We start from the raw sequence: 17,202 nt of genomic DNA, 5'->3' as shown, positions 1-17,202 counted from the left end.
AGCCGTGCTCACAAAACTCCAGGGAAATCATCTCCGGCGCTCGCTCCTTCCCAGCAAGACCGACCAGATGGGGTCCAAGGAAGAGTGGGGGGTGTTCTGCCGCTCGAACTGCGCTGGCTCTTACTTGGGGCCGCGCGTGTTCGAAAGTCCCATGCGTTGGTTGGCTCTGGTGCACACGTGCTCTCTCGTCTTGGCGACATGAAAATCTTGCGCGGCGCGTCCAGCGCTGCGAAGGCGGCCTAATGGTGGCTGTTGCGGGCGGGCCGTCGATTGACGCCCAAATCCTGAATGGGAGCGCCCACTTGCCGCCGGAAGCCAAAGCAATGACTCAGCTTCGCTCCACGGGCCGTCGCTATTGGCTGGGCGGTGTTTTGATCAGGCTTGAGAAATCAGAACCAAATCAAAGACTTAAGGCTTTTCTCGATGCCAGTTTCGAGAATTTACCGCTCACGGCATCTGGAATTAGAATTGATGATTATGCGATCCGGTGGCCGAAGGGTGTGCGCCAAGCTCGCACCCTCGGCGCATCAAAAAAGAGGGAAGCGTGATGATTTCTGGATGCTTGCACTTGTCCGACCGATAGCATCGAGGGGGACGTACCGCAATGAAGGCAACAGCGAACAAGATGATCTGGAAGTGGGGATCCGTGTGGTCACGGACGAAGCGATCCGCATCGACGTCGACCGTCCCGCCGGCCGGCATCAAAGAAGAAGGTCCGACGCAATGAGCCGCCACCCCGTCCCGAACTCCGAGGAACTGGCCGGATTGGACGACGAAGAACTCGAGCGCCTGGCTGTGGAATGGCGCGCACTCGCCTCGCGCGGTGCGAAGCAGGCCTATGGCGTGGCGCATGCGCTGGAAGTCGAGTTGCGCCAGCGCATTCGCATCAGCCGGGCGCAGCAGTTGCCGCCACCCGTGAGCGTGCCGCGGCGCTGGTGGAAGTTCTGGCAGGCCGGCCAGGCATCCGGCGCCCCGACCTCCACATGAAAAAGACGCCCCCCCCGCGCAAGCTGCACCGCGGTCACTTCGCCTTCATGCGGGCGCTTGCCCAGGGAGTCGACGAGCGCGCCAGTTGGGACCGCTATCTGCGCTTGGAGGGCGAGCACGTCGACCTGCGCACCGTGCGCCGCACGATCGCCTGGATCCGCGATGCCTTTGCCGCAGCCGCGCGTCGCGAACAGAAACCGGGCACCGCGCGCCTGATCCTGCTCGACCCCGAACGCTTCACCGCCGTGCCGGCGTTGCCGAGCCTGGCCGAATTCGCGCTGGCCCGGGGCATGGAGGATTTCTCGGAGGCCGAACAGATCGAGGCCTACGAGGCCGCGTTCGGGAGAGCCGGCGCCGGCGGAAGAAGCCGGTCGGCAGGCGGTGGCCAGACCTTGCGGCGTGCGCGCGTCATCGAGCGCCAGCTGGAGGCGCTGCGCTGGCTCGAGGGTCTGGTCGCGCAGGACCCGCGCCCGGGCGACAGCGTGGCCGCCTGGCTGCATCCGGTGCTGGCCGAGCGGCTCGAGCGCGCGGGATTTGCGACATTGGCCGCGCTGGTGGAGCGAATCAACGACGCCGGTGCGCGCTGGTGGGTCCATGTGCCCGGCGTGGGTGAACGCAAGGCTGCCCGGGTCCTGGACTGGGTGCATGCGAACGAGCGGGTGCTGGGCTTGCGCATCGGCGTGCATGCGGCCCAGCCGCGCGCGCAGCTGAGCCCATCTGCCTTGGCGCAGGTGGTCCCGGCCGCCACCGCATTGGTGCCCTACGAGAAGTTCGTGCTGCCGGCTGGGCTGGATGGTCGCGCGGGGACTTGCCGCGCACCGCGGGAGGTCTGCCGGCTCGCGGCGGCCAACGACCATGAGGCGATCAACGCGTGGCTGGCCTCGAAGGGCGGTGGCGCTGTGAAGGCGCCCCTGTCGTCCACGCAGCGCTCGTACCGCAAGGAGGCGGAGCGCCTGCTGCTCTGGGCTGTGCTGGAGCGCGGCAAGGCAATGTCCTCGCTCACCGGCGAAGATGCAGGCGCCTACCAGGCTTTCCTGGCCAAGCCACCCGTCGCCTGGTGCGGGCCGCGTCATCACCAGCGCTGGTCGCCGATGTGGCGGCCGCTGGAAGGCGCGTTGACGCCGGTGGCGTTGCGTCAGTCCCTGGTCATTCTTCGAAGCTTGTTCGCCTTCCTGGCGAGCCAGGGCTACGTGACGGGCAACCCCTTTGCAGAATCGGCCTTGCCCCCCGATCCGCAGCGCCCGCTCGGCGCGAACCGCACGCTGAGCTTCGCCCAGTGGGACCACATCGATGCGCTGCTGCGCGTTCACGTGGACACCGACGCCGGGCGGCGCCTGCGCCGAGGCATGCGCTGGCTGTATGCGACAGGACTGCGGCTGGCCGAGATCACCAATGCGCGCTGCGAGCACCTCCAGTTGCGGCATGCGACCGCGGCCGACGGTTCGACCACAAGTGTCTGGCTGCTCTCGGTGACCGGCAAGGGCGGGGGGCGCCGCCAGGTGCCCGTACCCGCCGAACTGGTCGATGAGCTCGGGGATGAGCTGGCACGCCACGGCTTCGATCGGCAGGCGGATGCCGCCGGCAACCGTGGCATCCCCGTGCTGGCGCGCTTTGAGACAGGCGGTGAACACCCTCCCGCCTGGTCGCCTTCGGGGCTCTACCAGGCCATCAAGGCATTCCTCGCGCGCGCTGCCGTCCAGGGCCTCGACGCGGCCGATGCCAAGCAACTCAGAAAGGCCAGCACGCACTGGCTGCGGCATTCCCACGGATCGCATGCCTTGCGGGGCAGGGCAGGGCAGGCACCGCTGCCGCTGCAGGTGGTGCAGAACAATCTGGGCCATGCATTGCCGAGCACGACCTCGATGTACCTCGCGAGGCGCCGGTCCGGCTAGACGAAGGGGTACGCCGTGCGCGAATCCGGCGTCCGCCGTCGCTCAAGGTTGCGCGTGGCCGATCGCGGACGGTACATCCACAGCGGTTTCATGATCGAAGACCAAGGGCTGACGTGCCGGTCCCGGCACGTCAGCCCTTGGCGCAGCCGGACGCCGCAGGTGCTCGACAGTGATCTTGCGTGGCAAGCAAATGCGGGAAGCCTTGGCTTCGCCTGCTCGTGGGCAAGTCGGATCTGCACGGCGGTGACGCGAAGTGGAGTTTTTGCGCACCAAGCAGGAGTTGATTCGGCGCGTCAGCGAAGAAAGACTTGGGCTTCCGATTTCCAATTTCTCACGCCATGTCCTTCGTCTTTTTTCGATCGTTTGCCGCGCGCTTGCTGTGTGTTTTGGGCGCGTTCGCCTGCACTGGCGGCGCCTTCGCACAATCGTCCGGCGCAAACCGCACCGATCTCGCCCCGCCGGGCACTTCAAGCGCCCGTCCCGCGGATGTGAAGTGGCCGACGCGACCGGTGCGCCTTGTCGTCGGCTTCGGCGGCGGCTCATCGCCGGACTTCGTGGCGCGCGCTCTGGCCGCTCCGATGGCGAAGGCGCTGGGTCAGCCCGTGATCGTCGAGAACCACCCCGGCGCCAGCGGCAATATCGCGGCGGACATCGTCGCGAGGTCCACCGACAGGCACACGATCGGCATCCTCATCAACGGCAACATGACGATCGCCAAGATTCTCAATCCAGCGACTCCCTACGACCCGCAGAAGGATCTGTTGCCGCTCAGCATCATCTGCACCGCCCCCCTGGTGCTCGCCACGACGTCGGAGGTCTCGAAGGCTGACGCCCGAGGCTTTCTCGACGCAGCGCGCGCTGCCGCCGGCCGCTGGAGCTACGGTTCGCCCGGCATCGGCACGATCGGCCACCTCGGCATGGAGCTCCTCAAGACCCGCACCGGCATCGGCGCCGAGCACGTGCCCTATCAGGGCAATCCGCAGGTCATCTCCGGCCTGATCGGCGGGCAACTGCAACTGGCGCTCCTTCCGCCGGGCCTCGCCGATGAGCAGGTCAAGGCCGGAAAGTTGCGTGCAATCGGCGTGACCTCGCTGCGCCGCTCCGCGCTCGTACCCGACTACCCGAGCCTGCAGGAAGCGGGACTGAAGGATTTCGAGCTCGAGATCTGGACTGCGGCGGCGGCGCCTGCCAGCCTGCCGGCCCCCATCGTGGAGCGCTTGAACCAGGTGCTCGCCGAAGTCATCCGCTCGCCCGAGGTGCGGCAGAAGCTCTTCCAGCACGGCTACGAGGCCGTCGGCATTTCGGGTGAGGCGCTGACGCGCCGCGTGAAGGCGGACACGGCGACGCTCACGCAGATCATCGCCAGCCAGGGCATCAGGCTCGAATAAGGAGCTCCACATGAATTCAGCACAACAGCGGCGCCCCGACGGGCGCCAGAAAACCATGGCCGAGGCCCGTGACGCAGCCTCAGCCCCGATGAGCGCGGACGCGGGCCCTGTCGACCGCAACGAGGAAGCCCAGTCGACCCTGCAGTCGCTGCGAGACGAACTCGACGACCTGGACAGGACGTTGCTGGAGACCTTGAGGCAAAGGCTTGTCTGCTGCTGCCGTATCGGCCTGCATAAGCGCAACCATGCGATCCCGATGATGCAGCCCCACCGCATCGGCGTGGTACAGGAGCGTGCGGCGGCCTTTGCCGCCGAGCACGGCATGAGTCCGGTGTTCCTGCGCGCCCTCTACGAACTGATCATCACCGAGACCTGCCGGCTGGAGGATGAAATCATTGACGCGCCCGAAACAGCTGCATGAGGCCGCGCATTTCCCGTTCGGACAGGGCCGGTCAAGGCATCACCGGCAACTCGCGCACGCCTCGACCTTTGCCAAGGCGGCCATCGAGATCGACCATCTCCGGCCAGTCTATCTACCGCCAGAGCGAGCACATGCTGATCTTTTCGACGCTGGGCCGCGAGGGCAGCAACCACCACTTCGTTCTCCAGCAGTACCTGGCCGCGCATGGCATCGCGGAAACCGCTCGCATCGTCCTGTTCGACGATTTCCACAGCGGTGCACGTGCGCTGATCGCCGGTGAGGCGGACTACCTGCTTCAATGCGCTGTTCATCCTGCGGCCGCCGAACTCACAGGTAGCTATCGCGCGGCCATGGTGGTGGTCGACGCCTTCATTTCTCCCAGCCGGCCCATGACATTGGTACGGACCACGGGAAGCGGCGAGGGCGCCGGCAGGGTGGGCGTGCAGCCCGCCACGCAGAACTATTCCGACCTTTCCGCCTGGCCGACCGTCGTTCACGAGTCCACGGTGCTCGCGGTCCAGGCCGGCCTGACCGAAGGACGCTACGACGCGGGCATCGTCTTCACATCCTTTGCAGCGGCACACGCAGAGCGTTTCGAGGCGATCGAGTCCATCGGCACCGTCTGCGACGCATGGATTCTCTACGGGCGCCAAGCCGTCGATGAAGGAAGGGCCGTGGTCTGGAAGGGCAGCCCGGTCGCACGACAGTTTCGGGAGTGAGCCAAGTCGTTCGTTGTCCGACGCTTCAAATTGCTGCGCGTGTCATGCGCCCGGCGTGCGTCCAAACCCCAATTTCTCCATTGCCTCATGCGCCTCCACCACCATGGCTGCGACCTCGGCCACGGTCACGCGCAACGCGGTCGCGCGTGAGCGCATGTGCTCGTAGGCCTTGCTCTCCGAGAGGTTTTGCGTCTCGGTCAGCAGGCGCACTGCCTTCTCGATCAGGCGGCGCGATCGGATGGTGTCTTCGAGCTTATTGACTTTGCTCTGCAGCCGTTCCTGGTAGCCGCGCGACGAGCGCGCCAGCACAAGCGTGCTCAGAACGCCCGACGAGCGAAACGGCCGCGTGATGACGCCGTGGGCGCTGGTATCGAGCAAGAGCTTCAGCGTTGTCGGGCTCTCGTAGTCGGACAGGGCGACGAGCGTGGCCTCGACCGCGCTGGCGCTCCAGCTCGCGCTGCCCTGCAGCTCCTGCGAGACCTGAAAGAAGATCACGTCGCAGCCCGTGGGTGGTTCGGCTGGGAAGGGCCAGATCACCTTGAGCCTGCAGCCGATGCGCTTGAGCTGGTCGAGCAGCACGTCCCGGTCTTCGCCAGGCGGATACACCACCGCGACGCAGATGCTGCGAAGGTCGTCGTAGAGGCGGCGCAAGCTGCTCATCGGATCAGCTCAGCCAGAACTCGGAGAAGCCGAAGGTCGACAGATAGGGGTCGGGCTTCACCGGCTCCGAGCCCTGCCACACAATGTCGAACTGCCCGTCGGCGCGGCACACGCCGATTCGCGGGGTCAACATGCAGTGGTTGTTATCGGCATCCACCGACAACGGGCCTTCAGGGGAGTCGAATCGCACGCCGTGAGAGGCCTTCACCAGCTTGCGCGTGTCCAAACTGCCGGTGCGCTCCAGCGTGCGCGCGAACAGGTGCATCTGGCTGTACGCCATTTCCGACCAGGTGCTGGTGGGACGGTCGCCGAAACGCGCGCGCCATCGTTCGACGAAGCGTGCGTTGCTTTCGTTTTGCAGAGAACTGAAATACGTCGCCGCCGTGATGTGCCCCTCGCAGATGCCGGCGCCAGTGAGGCGCACTTCCTCTTCGGCCATCGACAGACTCGCGATCGGCATGCGCGCCGGGTCCAGGCCGTGTTCGCGGTAGATCTGGTAGAAGCGCCTGGCCGACTCGCCCACGACGGTGGAGAACACCACATCGGGCTGTGCGGCCACGATGTCGCGCATCACTTCCTGCAACTCGGGCTCGGAGGCTTCGAGCGGCAGATAGACCTCGTCGAGGATCTCGCCGCCGTGCTGCTCCACCATCTCGCGCATGACGCGGTTCGATTCGCGCGGATAGATGTAGTCGGCACCTACCAGGAAGAACCGCGTGCCCCGGTTCTTCAACAGGTAGGCCGCGAGCTGCACGCTGTTCTGGTTGGGCACCGCCCCGGTGTAGATCACGTTGGGCGAATACTCGAAGCCTTCGTAGAACGAGCAATACCAGAGCAGCGCGTTGCAGCGCTCGATGACGGGCAGCACCGCCTTGCGGCTCGACGAGCGCGAGCAGCCGAACACCACGTTGACTTCATCCTCCAGCAGCAGCCGTGTGGCCAGTCGCCTGTACTCGCCGGAGTCGCCCTTGGGGTCGTAGGCGATGGGCAAAAGCGGGCGATCCAGCACGCCGCCCAGGCCGTTGATTTCCTCGATGGCCAGGACGGTGCCGAAGAAATGCTCCGACTCGGTCACGCCCGTGGCTCCGGAGCGCGAATAGAGCACGCCAATGCGCCAGCCGTCTTCGGCGGGAATGTCTGCGATGTCAGTGGCCATGAGCGTCTTTCATCATCGGTCGAACAGCGCCTGCAGGGACGCTGCATCGAGGTGATCCTGCAATGCCAGCATCAGCAGGATGCGTGCCTTCTGCGGACTCAGGTTATCGGCGAACACCGCCCCCGCAGCCTTGAGCGTACTCCCGCCGCCGACGAAACCGTAGACCGGCAACACGCGGCCATTGGGCACACGGGTCGAGACGACCACCGCCACGCCTTGCCCGATGGCCCATTCGATGGCCTCGAATACCGCGACGTTCACATTGCCGAAGCCCAGTGCCTGCACGACGATGCCGCGTGCGCCCTGCGCCACCGTCGCGCGCAGCAAGGCGCCGCTCGCGCCGCCATACATGGCCACGATCTCCACCAACGGCAGGGTGCCGCCGCGCAGCAGTACGTGCTGGCGCCGAAGCGGCGATCGCGAAAACACCACACGGTCTTCGTCGACCGAGGCGAGTAGGCCGAAGTCACCGGACTTGAACGCCTCGACGTCGCTGGTATGAGTCTTGGTGACCTCGCGCGCGGCGTGGACCTGGTTGTTCATCCCGACCATCACGCCCCGGCCGTGGGCGTCGGGTGCGAGACAGACGCGCGCCGCGTCGCGCAGGTTGCGGGGACCGTCGAAGTCGGGGGAGGAGGCGTTGCGTTGCGCCCCCACCAGCACCACGGGCTTGTCGGTGGCCAGCGTCAGGTCGAGGAACCATGCCGCCTCTTCGAGCGTGTCGGTGCCGTGCGAAACGATCACGCCGGCCACGTCCTCGCGCGCGAGCGCGGCGTCGACGACGCTGCTCAGCGTTGCCCAGTCATCCGGCCCCATGTGATCGGAGGGTTTGTTGCAGAGGTCGATCACCTCCAGCCGTGCGATGTCCGAGAGGCCCGGCACACTGGCCAGGAGATCCTGGCCCGACAGGGCGGGCAGCGGCGCCTTGTGCATCGGATCGACCTTCATCGCGATGGTGCCACCGGTGGCGATGAGCACGCAGAGAGGAAGCGTCATACGCGCAAGTGCCCGAACACATGCTCAGCCGCGCCGACCGCCTTCGCATCGCCCTCGTCGATCAGCTCGCCCTGTTTCAGCACCACGTAGCGGTCAGCCACCTGCAGCGCGAACGGCACGTTCTGCTCGACGATCAGCAGCGTGGTCCCGCGCTGTGCACGCTCGCTCACGAGCGCATTGGCCAGCCGGTCGATCACCGATGGCTGCAGCCCCTCAGTGATCTCGTCCAGCAGGATGACCGAGGGTCGCATCATCAGTGCGCGTGCAAGTAGAAGCATCTTCTGCTCGCCACCGGACAGCGTGCCGGCATACTGCGGCAGCCGGCTCTTGAACACCGGAAACAGCGGATCGATCGCGCCGAATCTCTCGTCGAATTCGGACTCCTTCGCCAGACCCAGCCGCAGGTTGTCGCGAATGCTCAGGTCGGCAAACAACGCATGTTCCTGTGCCGCGTACGCGATGCCTTGCCGCGCGATGCGGTGCGGCGGCATGCGGGTGATGTCCGTGCCGCCCAGGCGGATCTCGCCGGCCTTCTTGGGCAGGTAGCCCATCACCGTCTTCAGCAGCGTGCTCTTGCCCATGCCGTTCTTGCCCAGCAGCGCCACTGCCTCGCCCGCGCCCACGCTCAGCGAAAGCCCACGCAGCACCACCGATTCCCGGTAACCGCTGGTGATGCCGTCCAGCTTCAATGCGGCCTGTGTCATGCGGCCTCCTTCACTGCGTGAGCGCTGCCGGAATAGATGGTCTTCACCAGCGGTGAATCGACCACCTCGCGGAAGCTGCCCTGCATCACGATGGTGCCCTGATGCAGCACAACGATGCGCGTCGCGATTTCCTCGACGAAGTCGAGGTCGTGTTCCACCAGCAGACAGCACAGCCCGTAGCGGTGCGCGAGCGACGACAGGATCTGGCCGACCTGTGTGCGCTCGGTCTTGGTCAGACCTGCGGTGGGTTCGTCGAGCAAGACGATGCGCGGCTCCAGCGCCAGGACCATCGCCAGCTCGAGCGCTTGTTGTTCGCCGTGCGACAGATCGCGCGCCACGACGGACAGCTTGGCATCGAGGCCGGTGGTGCGCACCACGTCCAGGGCATAGGGCGGCAGGTTCGGCGTGCCGCCTTGCCGCATCAACGACGGCCATTCGAGCAGCGTGCCCGCAATGCGCAGGCATTCGGCGACCGTGAGCGATTCGAAGATGTTGGCGTTTTGGAACTTGCGGCCCAGGCCGAAGCGCACGCAGGCCTCGGGCGGGAGCTGGCGGATGTCGTTGCCGCACAGCACCACCGTGCCGGCGCTGCGGTCCGCGCCATCGCTCATGCAGCGCATCAGCGTGGTCTTGCCAGCGCCGTTGGGGCCGATCAGGCCGACCAGTTCACCTGCGCGCGCCTCCAGGTCGATGCCCTGCAGCACCTTGAGCGAACCGAAGCTGCGCGCAACCTGGTGCATCTGCAGCGCGGGTGCCGCACTCTGCGTGTTGTTCCGCGCGTCGAGCGGGCGCTCGGCCAGCACCGGCACCCGCGCTGCGATGCGCCCCAGCCCGAAGGGCTTGAGCAACAGAGGCACCAGGCCTTGCGGCAACAACACGATCACCAGCACAAAGGCCACACCAAGGATCAGCTGCCACGCGAACGGCATGCTGCTGCTCAGGTACGCCGTGGCGACGTTGATGAGCACCGCCCCGATGAGCGGCCCCCACAGCGTGCCGCGTCCGCCCAGCGCCACCAGGATGACCAACTCGGTTCCGAGGGCGAAGCCCGTCAGCTCCGGCGCGACCACCCCGCTGAAGGCACCGTAGCCGAAGCCCGCCAGGCCCGCCACCACGGCCATGACCACGAGCAACGCGATCTTGACCAGTGCGATCGGAATGCCGAGATACGTGCAACGCGATTCGTTGTCGCGGATGGCGGCCAGCACACGGCCCGCATCGCTGCGCACCAGCAGCCAGCCCAGCACACCGAACAGCAACAGCATCGCGCCGGAGACCCAGTACCAGGCCGCCATCGACAGATCGAATGTCTCGTAGCCCGTGAGCCCCGAGCTGGAGCCGGTCCACTCGCCGCCCGAGAGCAGGAGCTGGGTCAGCACGATGGGCAGCACGAGCGAGATGACGGTCGCGAAGAAGGGCGACGCACCGCGATAGAAGGACAACCAGCCCACCAACGCGCCAACGGCCGCACAGGCCAGTACCGCCGCGCCGAAGGCCAGCAGCACCATCGGCACGCTGAAGCCGCCATGCGTGAAGGCCAGACCCGCCGCATAGGCGCCGATGCCGAAGAACGCCGACTGGCCGAATGTGAGATAGCCCGTGTAGCCCCACAGCACATCGACGGTGATGGCCGCAATGGCGAAGAAGAAGGCCTTGATGAGGATGTTGAGCAGGTAGGTGTCGAACACCCATGGCCCGGCAATGAGCAATGCCACGCCCACGGCGCCGAGCACCGCGATGCCCCGGCCCGATTGCAGCTTGCCGCGTACGGAGGAAGAAGGCGATTTCGCCATTGCGATGATCTCAGCCACGTGCAAACCCCTTGGGGCGGATGCGCAAGGTCACCGCGGCCAGCACCGCGATGGTCAGGCCGCCGAGCACGGGATTGGCGTAAGTGCTCACCAGAACCTGGCAGGCGCCGAAGACCAGGCAGGTCGCCAGCAGACTCAGCATCGAATGCCCCGACACCATGACCAGCATGAACGCGCTCACCAGCCAGGGCAACCCCATGTTCGGGTCGACGCTGGACAGCGGCGTGATCATCGTGCCGGCCAACGTGCCGAGGCCGGCACCCAGACTGAAGGTGATGAAGCGCACGCGGCCGGCATGGATGCCCAGGCCGCTGGCCAGTTCCTCGTTCATGATCACCGCGCGCGTGCGGATGCCGAAGCGCGTGCCGTTCAAGAGCGCCGTGAGCAACAGGCAGAGCGCGACCGCGATCGGCACCAGCAGCAGGCGGTAGGCCGAGTAGTCGACGCCGAACACCGACCAGGTGCCCGACAGCGGCGCGTCGACGAACTGCACCTCGCGCCCGAACCCCATCACGATCAGCTGGCCGATGACGATACCCAGGCCCCAGGTGGCGAGGATGGCGTCAAGCGGCCGTTTGTAGAGCGGCTTGACGATCAGCCACTCCACCAGCATGCCGGCGGCCATGCCCGCGACCAGCGCGAGCGGCCAGCTCAGCCAGGGGTCGAGCTTGAGCTGAGTCACGACATAGCTGGCGTAGCCGCCGAGCGTGAGCAATGCGCCGTGCGCGAAGTTGACGATCTTCATGACCCCGAAGATCATCATCAGCCCGGCGGTGACGACGAACAGCATCGCCGCCGTCGTGAGTAGGTCCAGCAAGAGCACCATGGAAAGTTTCAGCCTGCGGTAGCAAATCCGCTTACTTGATGTTGGGGCACTGTGCGCCCGGATCGACGTTCTTGAAAGTCTCCAGGATCAGGATCGATCCGTCGGCTTGCACCTGCCCCAGCCGCATCGACAGCTGCGTGTGACGGCTGCTGTTCATTGCGACGGCACCGCGCGGACCTGTGTACGACACCTCGCCCAGCGCCGAGGTCACCTTGGCCGAGTCCGTCGAACCGGCTTTTTCGACCGCCGCCTTGTACAGGAAGAACGCTTCGTACTGGGGTTCGGAGAGTTCGTTGGGCGTCTTCAGGTCGGCGCCAAACTTCTTCGTCATCGCGGCGATGAATTCCTTGTTCTGTGGCGTTTCGATGCCGGTGAGGTACGAGGCCGACATGTACAGGCCCGTGGCCACGTCGCCCATGGTCTTGGCCGTGCCTTCGTCGATCGCAAGATTTCCATAGGGCAGCGTGAGGCCGGCGCCCTTGAGTTGCTTGGCCAGGGACACATTGGGAGCGCCACCGGCTGTTGCACTGATCAACGCATCGGGCTTCACGGAACGGATCTTGGAAACCACCGAGGTCCAGTCACTGCCGTCGATCGGCAGATATTCCTCGCCAACGACCTTGCCGCCCTTCTTCTCGATGTACTTCTTCGTGAACTCCAGCATGCCGCGGCCGAAGGCGTAGTCGTTGCCCACCAGGAAGAAATTCTTGGCGCCCTTGGCGTTCGCAAAGTAATCGACCATCGGGGAGACTTGTTGCTCGGGCACCCAACCGTTCACGTACATCCAGGGGTTGCACGAACGGCCCTCGTAGAACGAGGTGTAGATGTAGGGCACCTTGCCTTTTGTGACCACCGGCAGGGCGGCATTGCGCGCGGCGCTGGTCTCCATGGCGATGATGGCCTGGACCTTTTTCTGGAAGACCAGCGTGTCGAAAGCCTTCTGCGCGCCCACTGCGCCCGAGGCGTCGTCCACGATCTCCAACTCGACCTTGCGGCCGAGAATGCCGCCGGCCGCGTTGATCTGCTCGACCGCGAGTTGCGACGACTGCACGACGGCAGGCGCCACCACGCTGTTCGCGCCCGACAGGCCGACGGCCACGCCGATGCGGATGGGATCTGCGGCCTGGGCATTCAGCGCCACGGCGAGGGCGGACGCGCCGACCAGGCTGCCGACACACAAGAGGGACGTTAGTTTTTTCATGGTCAAAATCCTCGAAGGGTTCAGGTTGAGAAACAAGGGGATGTCGTGTCGATTCAGTGCCGCGGCAGCGGCCAGCCCGTGCCCAGCATCGGGTCGTAGATGTCATCGCGTCGATCGCGCAGCACGTCGTTGAACACGTTCAGATGGCGCGCCCGGCGCGAGGCCTTGAGGTTGATCCGGGCATAGAGGATTTCCTCGGCATCGTGCGAGGCGGGCCCGGCCAGCGGCCAGCCCTGCGCACCCACGATGAGGCTCTGGCCGACGAAGGGCTGGCCCCGCTCGGTGCCGATCCGGTTCGCGCAGACGATGCTCAGTCCGTTGCTGTGGGCATTGGCCATGGCCAGCGTGGTCGCCATGGCCGGGCGGTCCGCCGGCTGTTCGGACATGGGCACCCAGTTGGTGGGCATGCAGACGATGTCGACGCCCTGCATCGCGAGCAGGCGGTATGTCTCGGGAAACCAGCCGTCGTAGCAGATCACCACGCCCAGACGGCCCAGTTCGGTGTGGAACACCGGCAGCCCCTTGTCGCCGGACTCGAAGAACAAGTGTTCGTCGCCCCAGAGGTGCAGCTTCCGATAGGTGCCGAGCCAACCACCGGGGCCCAGCACGGCAGCGGCGTTGTACAGGCGGTCGCCTTCGCGTTCAGCGATGCCGGCAATCACGTGGACCTTGCACCGCCGCGCCACCTCGGCCCAGGCCTGCGTGCTGGGCCCATCGGGTACGGGCTCGGCCAGCGAGAACGCCTCGGCGCGGCTCGCGAACACGTAGCCGCTGTTGGCAAGCTCGGGCAGCACGACGATCGCGGCGCCTTGTGCGGCCGCCTCTTCGATCAGCCGCACCGACCGCGCGACATTCGCCGTCGTGTGGCCGACGCGCGGCTCCATCTGCACGCTCGCCACGATCAGGTCCGGGAATTCCGGGCTCGCTGAAAGTCCATCCGCCGTTGCCATCTACGCTCCAAAAACAAAAAAGCCCTCGACCACGCTTTCGCGTAAGTCGAGGGCTTTCATAGCCGGTATGTGAAGCAGCGCTGTTGCTGCCCGAATGCAATCCAACCGATTGCTTTCGTGGGGCTGGAGATTATGGAGATGACGGCGTCATGTCAATAGCGCTCCAAAATCATTTATCAGCGTAAACCCTTGAGCCGCTACGAATACTGTCGCCCGCCTGAGCAGGACTCTACGAGCCGTCTCTCTCTGGTGGAACATCGCAACAGGCAGGCTTCAGGGGGAGCTGACGGCTTAAGGTTCATTTGAGGGCCTCGCGCAAAAGGTTGAGCGGAGATTCAGATGGATGTGTCGTGCTGCAGTAACTTTCACTTGCCTCTCGGTCGGGGAGCGCGGTTACCGAAGCAGTTCGAATCGCTCCGGCTTCGGTCTCGCCGAGACCCTGGCATTGCACATCAATCAGAAGCGCGATGCGGGCTGGAGGCCGCTGCATCTCCATATCGCGAAGCCAAACGCCCTCGCGTTCTTCTTTGCGCATGGACGCGTTATTCTCCGCCGCTCAAAACACGTTCAGGGGAGTGACATGGTTGCCAGAATCTCTGGGGCAGTCTCTGTCCAGACTGGAAGCCGGCCTTCATCTACCTGAAGTTCGTGGCGGACATGTTCGTCGCCGCAGAACTCCAACCGGGCGTCGTTCTCCTCACCTATCGGGCCATCCACCTCCAGTCGGATGGCTCTCTGGCCCTACACACTCTGCGTTCTTCGCTGTGGCTCTCGGTCGGCGACCAATGGCAAATCCGCTACCACCGAGGCACTGCTGCCATCGAGATTTGGTAAGGGCGGGACATCAGGCCGGCGCAACGACGTACTGCCTCGAAGTCCCCACCGGGGTGGCCTGCACTTGAGCGCGCGCGATGGTCGTGTAGAGCAGTGTACGGTCCAAGAGTCGCGTCACTGTGCACCGGGCGGTCGCGCTGGGCTGCGTGCGGAGGGGGTCGAAGATGTCATGAATGGCTACGAGATCACGCTGCTGCGCGATGGTCATTTCGATCAAGTCACCCCGTGCACAAGGCACTGGTCTTGCGGAGGAATCTCGATGAAGTCATTCGCCGGAAACTACCCGCTGCGCGAGCAGCAGCAGGTGTTTACCGCGAGCACGGCGGCGGTTTCGGCTACAAACCTGGCTTCCATCCGGCGCTCTTGGCGCGTGCAGCGTCGCAACCCTGCAACCCATGCGCCAATCATGGAGGGCATCCGTTGATCAACTGGTGGAACTTTCCTGCAAACGTTGCCGCCTGTTTCGGCTCACGCCACTGGTGGCAGGCGATCCAGTAGCCTGTCGAGCGTGATCGGATAGTTGCGTACCCGGACGCCGGTCGCGTTGTAGACCGCATTGGCTACCGCGGCCGCGACACCGCACATGCCGAGTTCGCCTACACCCTTGGCCTTCATCGGCGACGAGATCGGGTCCGTCTCATCCAGGAAGACCACCTCCTGATGGGGGATGTCGGCGTGCACTGGCACCTCCTAGCCCGCCAGGTCGTGATTGACGAAGAAGCCATGCCTCTTGTCGAGCGCCAGTTCCTCCATCAACGCCCCTCCGACGCCCATCGTCATGGCACCGATCACTTGGCGGCGGGCGGACTTCGGATTCAGGATGCGCCCCGCGGCGCAAACTGCAAGCATGCGTCGAACGCGTATCTCGCCGGTCGCGGCGTCGACACCGGCCTCCACGAAATGTGCGCCGAAAGTGGACTGCTGGTACTTCTTGTCGAGGTCTTCATATTCGATGCCGTCCTCGGCCGCCAGGCCATCCGTGCCCGCCGCTTCGGCCAGCGGCACTGCACGTGCGCCAGCGCGCACCGTGCCGTCCGAGAACTCCGCGGCACCCGGCGCGATGCCGAGCTTGCTCGACATGGTCTCGCGCAACTTCATGCATGCCGCGAAGACACCCGAGGTCGAGTTGTTCGCTCCCCATTGCCCGCCGGAGCCGACCGAGATCGGACAGGCTGAATCGCCCAGGCGCACGAAGACCCCGTCGAGCGACATCCCCATCGTCTCGGCGGCGGTCTGCGCAATGATGGTGTACGACCCCGTCCCGATATCGGTCATGTCGGTTTCCACCGTGACCATGCCGCGGTTGGGGGTTGCTGTCCACGGGGCCGATCGTCGCCGCGGTGGTGGGCTTCGGGCTGCTGCAGGTAGTCTTCAGCGCCCGGCTAGATCGACTCGATTGCGATTGGGCGCGCGGCATGGCGGCCAGTGCACCGACGAGGTGGTGGGAACTGCCTGATCCTAAGCATTCATGCAGCTCGCTCGGGCTCGGGGGACAGTTCTTCGGCAAGTGCAACTTGTCAATCCTTCAAGTCGAGGCGGACTAGTGCCAGGATCCTGCGCCACTTAGAGTTCATCTCGTCGTGTGTGCCGCCCCGGCGCACGCCTTGCTTCGATGCAGTCTGCAATGCACACCACCGGCTATGCCGCCTACAGTCCCACCGCACCACTGGCCTTGTTCCAGTTCGAACGCCGCAGCCTGCGAGCCAACGACGTGGCGATGGAAATCCTCTACAGCGATGTCTGCCATCCGGACCTGCACACCGCGCCCAATGATTGGGGTTGGAGCTACTACCCCATCGTGCCCGGCCATGAGATCGTCGGTCGCGTTGCCGCGCTCGGCGCCGGGGTCAGCCGCTACAGGGTGGGTGACCATGTGGCCGTTGGCTGCATGGTGGACAGCTGTCCCGCCTGCGACCAGTGCCGCAAAGGCGAGGAGCAACTATGCCGTGCCGGCAACACGAGCACCTATGCCGGGCAGGACCGCATCACCGGCGAGAACACGCAGGGTGGCTGCTCCAAGCACCTGGTGGTGCGCGAAGAGTTCTGCTTGCGCATACCCGAGGGGCTGGACTTGGCGCTTGCGGCGCCGTTGCTGTGTGCAGGCATCACCACTTGGTCGTCGCTAGGCACTTGGAACGTGGGCCCGGGCGGCCGGGTGGGCGTGATCGGCCTGGGCCACATGGCCGTGGGGCTGGGCGTGACCGTGTTGAGCCGTAGCAACGACAAGCAGGTCGATGCACTGGCACTGGGGGCCGCCCGGCTGTTGGTCTCGTCGGACCCGCAGGCGATGGAGAAGGCCACCAGCGACTTCGACCTCATCATCGACATGGTGTCCGTCAAGCACGACTTGACCCCGTACCTTCCGCTGCTAGATGTAGACGGCACACTGGCCATCGTGGGCCAAGTCGGTCCGACGATACAGGAGAGGAACACCGTGCCTCTGCTGCTGGGCCGCCGCCGCATCGCCGATTCGCTCATCGGCGGCATCCATGAGACGCAGGAGATGCTGGGCTTCTGTGCGGAAAAGAACATCCTGCCCGACTGCGAGATGATCCGCATAGACCAGATTAACGAAGCCTTCGAGCGTATGGAGCGGGCCGACGTGCGCTACCGCTTCGTGATCGATAAGGCTTCGCTGCCCGCGCAGGTGGCTTGAC

Annotated in this window: 17 protein-coding genes and 1 pseudogene; 8 read left to right on the top strand and 10 right to left on the bottom strand. The window is 65.3% G+C overall.

All coding sequences use genetic code 11. The features are described from left to right. The first annotated feature begins 302 nt into the window (after window positions 1-302). The 6 genes from AC07O3_RS25980 (at window position 303) to AC07O3_RS25955 (ending at window position 5,407) form a co-directional block, all read left to right on the top strand. Window positions 303-548: a hypothetical protein gene (locus tag AC07O3_RS25980; protein WP_495340685.1), complete on the top strand. Its 246-nt coding sequence runs from the start codon at window positions 303-305 to the stop codon at window positions 546-548. 175 nt (window positions 549-723) lie between these two features. Next, window positions 724-987 (top strand): hypothetical protein, encoded by a 264-nt coding sequence (locus AC07O3_RS25975; RefSeq protein ID WP_093179065.1) that lies wholly within the window; start codon window positions 724-726, stop codon window positions 985-987. After that, window positions 984-2,879, top strand: coding sequence for a site-specific integrase (locus AC07O3_RS25970; protein WP_093179064.1), 1,896 nt, complete (start codon window positions 984-986; stop codon window positions 2,877-2,879). Before AC07O3_RS25975 ends, AC07O3_RS25970 begins: the two co-directional genes overlap by 4 nt. A 338-nt stretch (window positions 2,880-3,217) precedes the next feature. Next, window positions 3,218-4,267, top strand: coding sequence for a Bug family tripartite tricarboxylate transporter substrate binding protein (locus tag AC07O3_RS25965; protein ID WP_093179062.1), 1,050 nt, complete (start codon window positions 3,218-3,220; stop codon window positions 4,265-4,267). Between the two features lie 10 nt (window positions 4,268-4,277). Next, window positions 4,278-4,688: a chorismate mutase family protein gene (locus AC07O3_RS25960; RefSeq protein ID WP_256330989.1), complete on the top strand. Its 411-nt coding sequence runs from the start codon at window positions 4,278-4,280 to the stop codon at window positions 4,686-4,688. 131 nt (window positions 4,689-4,819) lie between these two features. Then, the gene (locus tag AC07O3_RS25955) at window positions 4,820-5,407 is read left to right on the top strand and encodes a hypothetical protein (protein WP_093179061.1); all 588 of its coding nucleotides are present in this window, start codon (window positions 4,820-4,822) and stop codon (window positions 5,405-5,407) included. Between the two features lie 42 nt (window positions 5,408-5,449). On the opposite strand, the gene AC07O3_RS25950 is transcribed toward AC07O3_RS25955, so the two are convergent. The 9 genes from AC07O3_RS25950 to AC07O3_RS25910 all read right to left on the bottom strand — a co-directional run bounded on the left by AC07O3_RS25950 (window position 5,450) and on the right by AC07O3_RS25910 (window position 14,246). Continuing rightward, window positions 5,450-6,067 carry an ANTAR domain-containing response regulator gene (locus tag AC07O3_RS25950; RefSeq protein WP_093179059.1) on the bottom strand — a complete coding sequence of 206 codons (618 nt, stop codon included), beginning with the start codon at window positions 6,065-6,067 and terminating at the stop codon, window positions 5,450-5,452. Window positions 6,068-6,071: 4 nt separating this feature from the next. After that, the gene (locus tag AC07O3_RS25945) at window positions 6,072-7,223 is read right to left on the bottom strand and encodes a transporter substrate-binding domain-containing protein (protein WP_093179058.1); all 1,152 of its coding nucleotides are present in this window, start codon (window positions 7,221-7,223) and stop codon (window positions 6,072-6,074) included. A 12-nt stretch (window positions 7,224-7,235) separates the two neighbouring features. Further along, window positions 7,236-8,219, bottom strand: coding sequence for an asparaginase (locus AC07O3_RS25940; protein ID WP_093179056.1), 984 nt, complete (start codon window positions 8,217-8,219; stop codon window positions 7,236-7,238). Beyond that, window positions 8,216-8,923 carry a branched-chain amino acid ABC transporter ATP-binding protein gene (locus tag AC07O3_RS25935; protein WP_093179055.1) on the bottom strand — a complete coding sequence of 236 codons (708 nt, stop codon included), beginning with the start codon at window positions 8,921-8,923 and terminating at the stop codon, window positions 8,216-8,218. Before AC07O3_RS25935 ends, AC07O3_RS25940 begins: the two co-directional genes overlap by 4 nt. After that, entirely contained in the window at window positions 8,920-10,716 is a 1,797-nt protein-coding gene (locus AC07O3_RS25930) for an ABC transporter permease subunit (protein WP_093179160.1), read from the bottom strand. The genes AC07O3_RS25935 and AC07O3_RS25930 overlap by 4 nt, the downstream gene beginning before the upstream one ends. A gap of 10 nt (window positions 10,717-10,726) precedes the next feature. Then, a complete protein-coding gene (locus AC07O3_RS25925; protein WP_093179053.1) occupies window positions 10,727-11,560 on the bottom strand; it encodes a branched-chain amino acid ABC transporter permease in 834 nt (277 codons plus the stop codon). Window positions 11,561-11,591: 31 nt separating this feature from the next. Continuing rightward, the gene (locus AC07O3_RS25920; RefSeq protein WP_093179052.1) at window positions 11,592-12,761 is read right to left on the bottom strand and encodes a substrate-binding protein; all 1,170 of its coding nucleotides are present in this window, start codon (window positions 12,759-12,761) and stop codon (window positions 11,592-11,594) included. A 53-nt stretch (window positions 12,762-12,814) separates the two neighbouring features. Beyond that, window positions 12,815-13,711 (bottom strand): nitrilase family protein, encoded by an 897-nt coding sequence (locus AC07O3_RS25915; RefSeq protein ID WP_093179050.1) that lies wholly within the window; start codon window positions 13,709-13,711, stop codon window positions 12,815-12,817. A gap of 298 nt (window positions 13,712-14,009) precedes the next feature. Next, window positions 14,010-14,246, bottom strand: coding sequence for a hypothetical protein (locus AC07O3_RS25910; protein ID WP_143047818.1), 237 nt, complete (start codon window positions 14,244-14,246; stop codon window positions 14,010-14,012). Window positions 14,247-14,714: 468 nt separating this feature from the next. On the opposite strand from AC07O3_RS25910, the gene AC07O3_RS25905 reads away from it, so the two are divergent. Beyond that, on the top strand, window positions 14,715-14,969 hold the full coding sequence (locus AC07O3_RS25905; protein ID WP_143047817.1) for a hypothetical protein: 255 nt from the start codon (window positions 14,715-14,717) through the stop codon (window positions 14,967-14,969). Window positions 14,970-15,013: 44 nt separating this feature from the next. On the opposite strand, the pseudogene AC07O3_RS25900 reads toward AC07O3_RS25905, so the two are convergent. Next, a pseudogene (locus AC07O3_RS25900) lies at window positions 15,014-15,844 on the bottom strand (molybdopterin cofactor-binding domain-containing protein); the annotation flags it as partial. Window positions 15,845-16,157: 313 nt separating this feature from the next. Here AC07O3_RS25900 and AC07O3_RS25895 point away from each other — a divergent pair. Beyond that, the gene (locus AC07O3_RS25895) at window positions 16,158-17,201 is read left to right on the top strand and encodes an NAD(P)-dependent alcohol dehydrogenase (protein WP_495340684.1); all 1,044 of its coding nucleotides are present in this window, start codon (window positions 16,158-16,160) and stop codon (window positions 17,199-17,201) included. The last annotated feature ends 1 nt before the right edge of the window (window position 17,202 follow it).

It is taken from the genome of Variovorax sp. GW821-FHT09D05 (assembly GCF_059416325.1).
Note: the sequence above shows the minus strand (reverse complement) of the source record. Positions and strands in the feature narration are given on the sequence as shown.